Raw genomic sequence first — 6,700 nt, forward strand, 5'->3', positions numbered from 1 at the left:
CCCGCCGCCTCCACCCCTCATCGCAGACGAGGGCCTCAGCTTCACGCTGCCCGTCGTCTTCAGGGTCAAAGGTAAGGGATAACGCGGGAGCAAACGTAGCGTCGTTCTCACGGCCGGCAGGATAGTGATGCACGCTCGCCATCATTGCAGGAGAAAGTACCGGATACCGACGTAAATCAGCACCAGGCAGATGAAGATCAGCGCAACCGGCAGGCGCGGCCGTGCGCCTGGCGCGGATTTGACCGAAGGCGCTGGTTGCGGAGCGGGCCGTTTGAAGGCCATGACATTGCTGGTATCGACGATCGGCTCCTTCGGCATCGACTTGACATCGGGCGCCGTTCCGGTGCCGCCCATGTCCGCGTAATAGCTCTTGTAAATCAGTTCGATGGTCGCCTCGCTGGCCTCCGTCTCCGCCATCGTTTCGGCAAGGCTCTTGTAACTCGCCAGGAACGTCAGGGCCTCAGTGGGAAGTGACGAAGCGCCATTCAGTTTCACCATCATCTTCCAGGTGGCGAAGTCGGCGCGTGCCTTGGTGTCGGCACGTCTTGCAATCATCTTGTCCTGAGCTTTGATCAACTGACTACGCCTCTTGCAACGCTCATTAATTATATATTGCCGGTGACCAGCAAAAGAAACTGTATCACATAACCGGTAACTGTTTTCACGATGGTGGAGATCACGTCAAGATTGAGATCGAGCTGGCGGCCAAGCATCGGAAGCAGCAGGAGACCCCCGATCAGGATCAGCAGCCCGTAGGGTTCCAGACGGGAAAGGGGGGCCGCCAGCACCTTCGGCAGCAGGCCGACGGCGACCCGTCCGCCATCCAGCGGCGGAATCGGCAGCATGTTGAAAACCGCAAGGATGACGTTGATGATCAACGCGTTCTTCAGATTGTCCGCCACCCATTGCGCGCTGGCGCCGGGGACGAGGCCCAGCAAGTGAAATGCCGATGCCGCCAGGAGAGCCAGCAGGATGTTGGTGGCGGGTCCGGCAAGCGCCACCCAGACCATGTCGATGCGGGGGTGGTTCAGGTTTCGGAAGTTCACCGGAACCGGCTTTGCGTAGCCGAACAGGAACGGCGCGTGCGACAGCAGCAAAATGCCCGGCAATATCACCGTGCCGAAGGGATCGATGTGCCTGAGCGGGTTAAAGCTGACGCGGCCGAGCGTCCAGGCGGTGTTGTCGCCGAGCCGGTACGCGATGAATCCATGCGCCGCCTCGTGAAAGGTGATGGCGATCACCAGCGGCAGCACCCAGACCGATAGCGTGTAAAGTGAAATGCCCGGCAATCGACGGCCTCGTGCGGGATGCGACGGACGAACCCTATCATGGACCGCCGAGGCTATGACAGGGAGGTGAGGGGCGTGGAGGGTATTTCAGGCGCTTATGCCTTCTTCTCCTGACGTTTGCGGAGGATATGGGCAGCGCGGCGCACGGGTTCGCGCACCAGCCTGCGCAACGCGATCGCTGCTCTCGCGAGCGAAATAACAGGATCGCTTCGGCGAAGCGGGATCAGCACATCGCCGATCAAAAGCCGTCCGCGCCAGATCGGGTCGATCATCGGATGATCCGGATCGGCGGTGGAATCCGCCATGGTGATCGCGGGGTCGGCGCAGAGATGGCGCGTGAGATCGAGTGTCAACTGCACGCCGGGTGAAAACTTCGCGAAACTCTCATCAATGCCCAGCTTGAAATAAAACGCGCGGTTCTGGTGGCGAACCACGATCGCGGCCGCCACGGGCGTCAGACCGGCGCGCAGCGTGACGATTTCACACTGGCCTCGCCCGGCGAGCGCCGGCGCGGCGCTGCGGATGAAATCCGCATCGCCGCTATTCTGGATCAATGCGGTTCCCCGCTGCGCCTTCCAGCCGCTGGCTTCCAGCACGAGGAAGATTTCAAGCGCCTCCGCGACCTCGGCGGCAGAGCGCGCGACCTGGAACGACACCTCGCCATGCTCGGCAAGGCGATTGCGCTGGCGTCGCAACTCCTTGAGTTTCTTCGCTCCCAGCGCCTCGCGCAGCAGTCCTTCCGCCTCGCGGGTGGCGTCCAGGCAGGCGCGCGCCTGGCCATTCAGCCTGTGCGGCTGGAGGCCGTCGCGTTCGAGGGCGGTCGTAAAGGCTTTCATGGCGCCGCCGTCGAGCGTGACGTTGCGCAGGATCAGCGCGCGTTGGCCGAGGGCCCGCGCCTCGCGCAGCAGCGCCGCCGCGGCTTGATCCGCACGGCCGCGGTCGAGCAGCGGCGTGCAAAGCGCGTGGTAAGGATCGGCGCTGACCAGAAGGGGAAGCGGAATCCGGTAAGCTCGCCAGGCGGAGATAACCGGGATCAGCCCGATGAGAGTGCCGGGACCCATTTCGCCGGACGAACGATCGGAATGTGCCGTCAGGGCCGACGCACGCGTTCCGCCGCGCGCCATGCCATCCAGCGCCAAACCCCAATCAGCGAGATAATAGCCGTTCGGCTCGACAGCACGGTCGGCGAGCGATCGCCACTGGTCGGGATCAAGCGATGCAACCCCGGCCGCTAGATGTAGCGTGCGAAGTGGCGGAGCTACGAACTCATTCATCAGCAACGACGAGAGCCAAACTGGCAATACCGACCATGTCCCCAATCCCATACGACGGCGAGGCGAGGGCGCGTAGGCCGCTGCCCTGGCTTGATGGCGACAGACACTAGCTGAGATATTCGAAGATAAGGTTGGCTCCGACCTCCGATTTTCGCATCGGGCTTCATTTTGCGTTTACCTTGTATGCCGCCGGTACCGGGCGATAGGTTCAATATCGCCGGGAGGGAGCTTGCGGCGCAGGACCAGCCTGACGAGCGGTTTGCGGCCGGTTCGAACCGCTTAACTTCCTGTCGGCCGATACGATCATTTTGCGGCCGCCACCGGCATATGCCGGTATGATCCGGACCCGCCGAGGCGGTAGAAATGATATGGTCGGTCCGACCGGCGATATCACGACGCGGACGCGCATGCGAAATTTGCACAGATGATGAACCGTCGCGCCGCGCGGGCCGACAACAGTCGAACAAGGACGTTTACGCGGAGCCTCCCATGACATTTTCGATGATTCGCTCGATCGTTTTCGGGGCGATCGCCGCGATCGTGCTGACCGCGCATCCGGCTGCCGCGGAGAACCGGCTGGCGCTGGTGATTGGCCAGTCTGCCTATCGCGCGGTGACGCCACTGCCAAATCCCGGCAATGACGCCAAGGCCATGACCCAGATGCTTGGCGACGCCGGGTTCGACGTGCTGACGGCCTCCGACCTGTCGCAGACCGAAATGCGGGAGAAGGTCGGTGAGTTCGCGGCAAGGATCGCGGAGAAGGGGCCCGACACCGTCGCGCTGGTTTTCTATGCCGGTCACGGCTTGCAGGTCGACGGCGAGAACTTCCTGGTTCCTGTCGATCTCGATCCGAAGCGTGAGGCCGATATTCCGCTCCAGGCGGTTCGCCTGAACGACATCATGAACACGCTGATGTCGGTTCCGAGCCGGATGCGCATCGTGTTGCTGGACGCATGCCGCAATAACCCGTTCCCCACCATCAACAAGACGGTCGGGCACGGTCTCGCCATCGTCGATGCCAAGGTGGCCGCACCCGGCACGTTCCTGTCCTTCTCCACCTCGCCGGGAGCCGAGGCGGAAGACGGTGCGGGCACCGATAGCCCTTATACGGCTGCGTTGTTGTCCGCCGGCCGGCAGCCGGGACTTTCGATCGAGGAAGCGTTCAAGCGTGTCCGGCTGGAGGTCAACAAGGCGACGAGTGGCCGCCAAACTCCGTGGGACAGTTCCTCGCTGACGGATAGTTTCCATTTTTTCCCCGGAACCGCCGAAGCCGGCGCCACGCCGCCGGCTGATTCCCGAATCAAGCGGACGGTCGCGGAATGGCGCGGTGAATTGAAAGGCAAGACGGCCGAGCAGGCGCACGAACTGATTGTCAGTGACGGCAGCGGTCAGGCCTATGAGGCGTTCGTCGGCCTCTATGCGGACTCCCCGTTCGATCTGGAGGCGCGGCAGTGGCTCGATCGCCAGCGCCGGATGCAGGCCTGGAACAGGGCGGTCCTCACCAATACGGCGGCTGGTTATCGGGCATTCCTCACCGAATACTCCGACAGCGACCTGACGCCGACGGCGCGTAAGCTGGAGGAGCGTCTGCGTAGCCGGCCCGATAATCCGGGTGTGGCGGTTGCCGCGGCCGCGGCCGGCCCGACCTGTCCTTGCAGCACGCCGCCGCGGGAGCCGCAGAAGAAGAAAGCCGAAACGCCCAAGAAAAAGCAGAAGTCGGATCGTGCGCGGAACGACGATACGCCTCCGCGCCGGGGCCAGCGCCGGCCCGCCTACTATGCTGATGATGTGCCGCCGCCACCTCCGCCACCCAGTGTCGTGCCGGTGCCCCTGCCGATACCCTCCATCGGCATCGGCGGTTTTGGCGGAGGATTCGGGCGCGGCGGCGGGTACGGTGGTTCCGGGCGTGGAGGAAGCATGGGCGGATCGACGGGCCGATACTGAGAGACTAATTCGGATACGCTCCGATCGGGACCGGCGCCGGCCGGCCCCGCTTCATCATCCTCGCAGCAAACGGTGACGCGCTCGAGCCATTGCTGTCGGGCGCGAGTCCCGCGTCTCGGAACCTCAGGATGTTTTCGAGCGGTGAGCCGCTTGAAACCGGGGATCGGACGTCTATGCTATCCATTGTGGGGAGGAGTTCTGATGAAAATTCTATGCGCATCCATGCTTTTGGCGGCCGTGGTGTCGGGTCCGGCTTTCGCCCAGGCGCCGCAATTCAACATGATGGCTGACGGGCCTGGAAAAACGCCGGAGCAGATCGAGAGACAGAAGGCCCTTGAAAAAGCTTACAAGGAGTCGCTGCGAAAGATTCCCGATGCGGCGGTGGTCGACGATCCCTGGGGAGGCGTTCGAAACGCGAGCCAGTCCAAGACCAGTTCCAAAAGCAGACAGCCCTGACGCCGCGCTGTTTTCCTGCCAATGACGCGACGCTGACGTCGGTTGCCGACGCCAAGAAGCTATCTATCGGCCTCAGCCGGTTATCCGTCGTTCGGGTCTTGTTGCCTTCAAGCGTGACCAGCGCTCCAAACAACAACGTCACCTGAGCGGAATATGATCGCCCGGTGACGTTGTGCATAGACTGGGCAATGCAATCCCCCAGCCCTTTTTGGGTCAGCGTACCGCGGGAAAGGTTCAAACGGGATCTTCGCCAAGGCATGAGCCGGCGAAGTTTGTCTCCGGTTTAGCCGGCCAGTGGTCGACCGCTTCCAGTTCAGATGAGAGCCTCCCTGATCGTCCGTGTGTTGCCGATCGCTTTTCAGCGCGGCTTATGCCTGCCTGTCGTCAGGAGCGGCCGGTGATTCGGCTGGCGGGCACCAATTGGAAAGTTTTGATTAAGATTCGACGCCCATTCTAGCCAGACCTGTTTTTGCGTACCGGGAGAAACATCATGCTGACCACCGAACCTGGTTTGGCCCGGAATTTTCTCAATATTGCATTGGGCGGCTTTGGCGTGCTGGTCGCGGTGCTGATTGGGGTGGCGCTCGGCTGAGACACCTGCAAGATATCCACGGCTGGCCAGGGGCGGTAGACAAAGGGCGGTAGACATTGCCCGGAAGCTGCGGCTCGATCGACCGGAGCAACGGACACCGGAGCAACCGACGTGGGTAACAGCAGCGGCGGGTTGGACAAGGGATTGATGGCCTTGATCCAGAATGTTCTGGGGACTCGCCCTCACGCGCCTCCGCCTGAGTCCGAATTGCCCGACGACAATCGGAGCTCATCGGAGTCGCCTGGCGCTGAAATCTCGCCGCCGCCGGAGACAGAAGGGTCGGCTGGAGAAGCCGGCGCACCGTCGCCGGACCAGCAGGAGAGTTACGATCGCTGCAAAACCGCGGATGAACTGGCGGGCATCATTCTGAAGGCGCTGCAAACGCTCGACGGCGCGCCGGCCCGTGGGTTCGTAGTGACCGTCTATGGCGGCAATCCATGGAACGCGATGCTGACGATCAAGCCGGAAGCTGGGCCAATCGCCGATCCGGGCCTGTGGCGCGCGCGCGTTCGGGATATGGCTGCGCGGTTACGTCAGGATTTTGATCTGGCGGAGACATAGCGGGCCGAGCAGGGCACCAGCGAGCAGAGCACCACCGAATAGAGCGGCCTGTCAGGTAAGGGCGTCGTGGTCCGGTCAAGGCCGCGACCAATAGCCGTCAATCGCGTGAGCCAGGAAAATGCCGGCGCTCATAAATCCAAAAAGGGTGGTGATTGTTTCCAGCATCTTACTCATCCTGCTACCCAGCGCCTGTCAGCAAATGCAAATCGTGTTGCACAGTCAAAAGGATTCTGGCGACGCGGCGGACTCCCCGTCGTGCTGATGATTTCCGGCAACACCGCTGCTGGCTCGCACTCTCTCTATATTTTGTCGCCGGGGATTTGACCGTCGGAGCCGAAGCTTGCATCGCGCGATGGGCTTCATGAACGCGGCACGGATCATAGACCCTCATGTGCGACGTACAGGGGAGTGCCGTAACGTAATGATCGGTCGCGTGAAGGATAGACGTCACCTACATGCTTCCGACCGTCTTCCATAAGAGAGGTGAAGCGGGCGATACCCGCGAAGTTTCTTACACGTCCTGAAGGTATAAAATCTCCCCCAATCTGGTACTGGCCTGTTTTAATCCCTAGTGGCCTAGGTCA

The 6,700-nt window shown here is 62.1% G+C and carries 7 protein-coding genes and 1 pseudogene; 5 read left to right on the forward strand and 3 right to left on the reverse strand.

Annotated elements, in window-relative coordinates; all coding sequences use genetic code 11:
• Positions 1-82: pseudogene (locus tag NWI01_RS19985) on the forward strand (energy transducer TonB); the annotation flags it as partial.
• A 59-nt stretch (positions 83-141) separates the two neighbouring features.
• On the opposite strand, the gene NWI01_RS18225 reads toward NWI01_RS19985, so the two are convergent.
• The 3 genes from NWI01_RS18225 to NWI01_RS18235 form a co-directional block, all read right to left on the reverse strand.
• Positions 142-576 (reverse strand): hypothetical protein, encoded by a 435-nt coding sequence (locus NWI01_RS18225; protein ID WP_244613892.1) that lies wholly within the window; start codon positions 574-576, stop codon positions 142-144.
• A gap of 29 nt (positions 577-605) precedes the next feature.
• Positions 606-1,289, reverse strand: coding sequence for a site-2 protease family protein (locus NWI01_RS18230; protein ID WP_141385355.1), 684 nt, complete (start codon positions 1,287-1,289; stop codon positions 606-608).
• 95 nt (positions 1,290-1,384) lie between these two features.
• Positions 1,385-2,563 carry a GNAT family N-acetyltransferase gene (locus NWI01_RS18235; RefSeq protein WP_244613893.1) on the reverse strand — a complete coding sequence of 393 codons (1,179 nt, stop codon included), beginning with the start codon at positions 2,561-2,563 and terminating at the stop codon, positions 1,385-1,387.
• Between the two features lie 489 nt (positions 2,564-3,052).
• On the opposite strand from NWI01_RS18235, the gene NWI01_RS18240 reads away from it, so the two are divergent.
• The 4 genes from NWI01_RS18240 (at position 3,053) to NWI01_RS19455 (ending at position 6,440) form a co-directional block, all read left to right on the forward strand.
• The gene (locus NWI01_RS18240; RefSeq protein WP_141385357.1) at positions 3,053-4,507 is read left to right on the forward strand and encodes a caspase family protein; all 1,455 of its coding nucleotides are present in this window, start codon (positions 3,053-3,055) and stop codon (positions 4,505-4,507) included.
• Between the two features lie 201 nt (positions 4,508-4,708).
• Positions 4,709-4,963: a hypothetical protein gene (locus NWI01_RS18245; RefSeq protein ID WP_244613894.1), complete on the forward strand. Its 255-nt coding sequence runs from the start codon at positions 4,709-4,711 to the stop codon at positions 4,961-4,963.
• 703 nt (positions 4,964-5,666) lie between these two features.
• On the forward strand, positions 5,667-6,116 hold the full coding sequence (locus NWI01_RS18250) for a hypothetical protein (protein WP_244613895.1): 450 nt from the start codon (positions 5,667-5,669) through the stop codon (positions 6,114-6,116).
• Between the two features lie 105 nt (positions 6,117-6,221).
• Positions 6,222-6,440: a hypothetical protein gene (locus NWI01_RS19455; RefSeq protein WP_210243016.1), complete on the forward strand. Its 219-nt coding sequence runs from the start codon at positions 6,222-6,224 to the stop codon at positions 6,438-6,440.
• The last annotated feature ends 260 nt before the right edge of the window (positions 6,441-6,700 follow it).

Source organism: Nitrobacter winogradskyi (genome assembly GCF_006539545.1).
In the GTDB taxonomy this organism is placed as follows: domain Bacteria; phylum Pseudomonadota; class Alphaproteobacteria; order Rhizobiales; family Xanthobacteraceae; genus Nitrobacter; species Nitrobacter winogradskyi_A.

Excerpts from the sequence above, each read along its gene's own strand:
- NWI01_RS18245 (WP_244613894.1), top strand. The coding sequence starts at position 4,709 with ATGAAAATTCTATGCGCATCCATGCTTTTGGCGGCCGTGGTGTCGGGT.
- NWI01_RS18235 (WP_244613893.1), bottom strand. The coding sequence starts at position 2,563 with ATGAATGAGTTCGTAGCTCCGCCACTTCGCACGCTACATCTAGCGGCC.
- NWI01_RS18240 (WP_141385357.1), top strand. The coding sequence starts at position 3,053 with ATGACATTTTCGATGATTCGCTCGATCGTTTTCGGGGCGATCGCCGCG.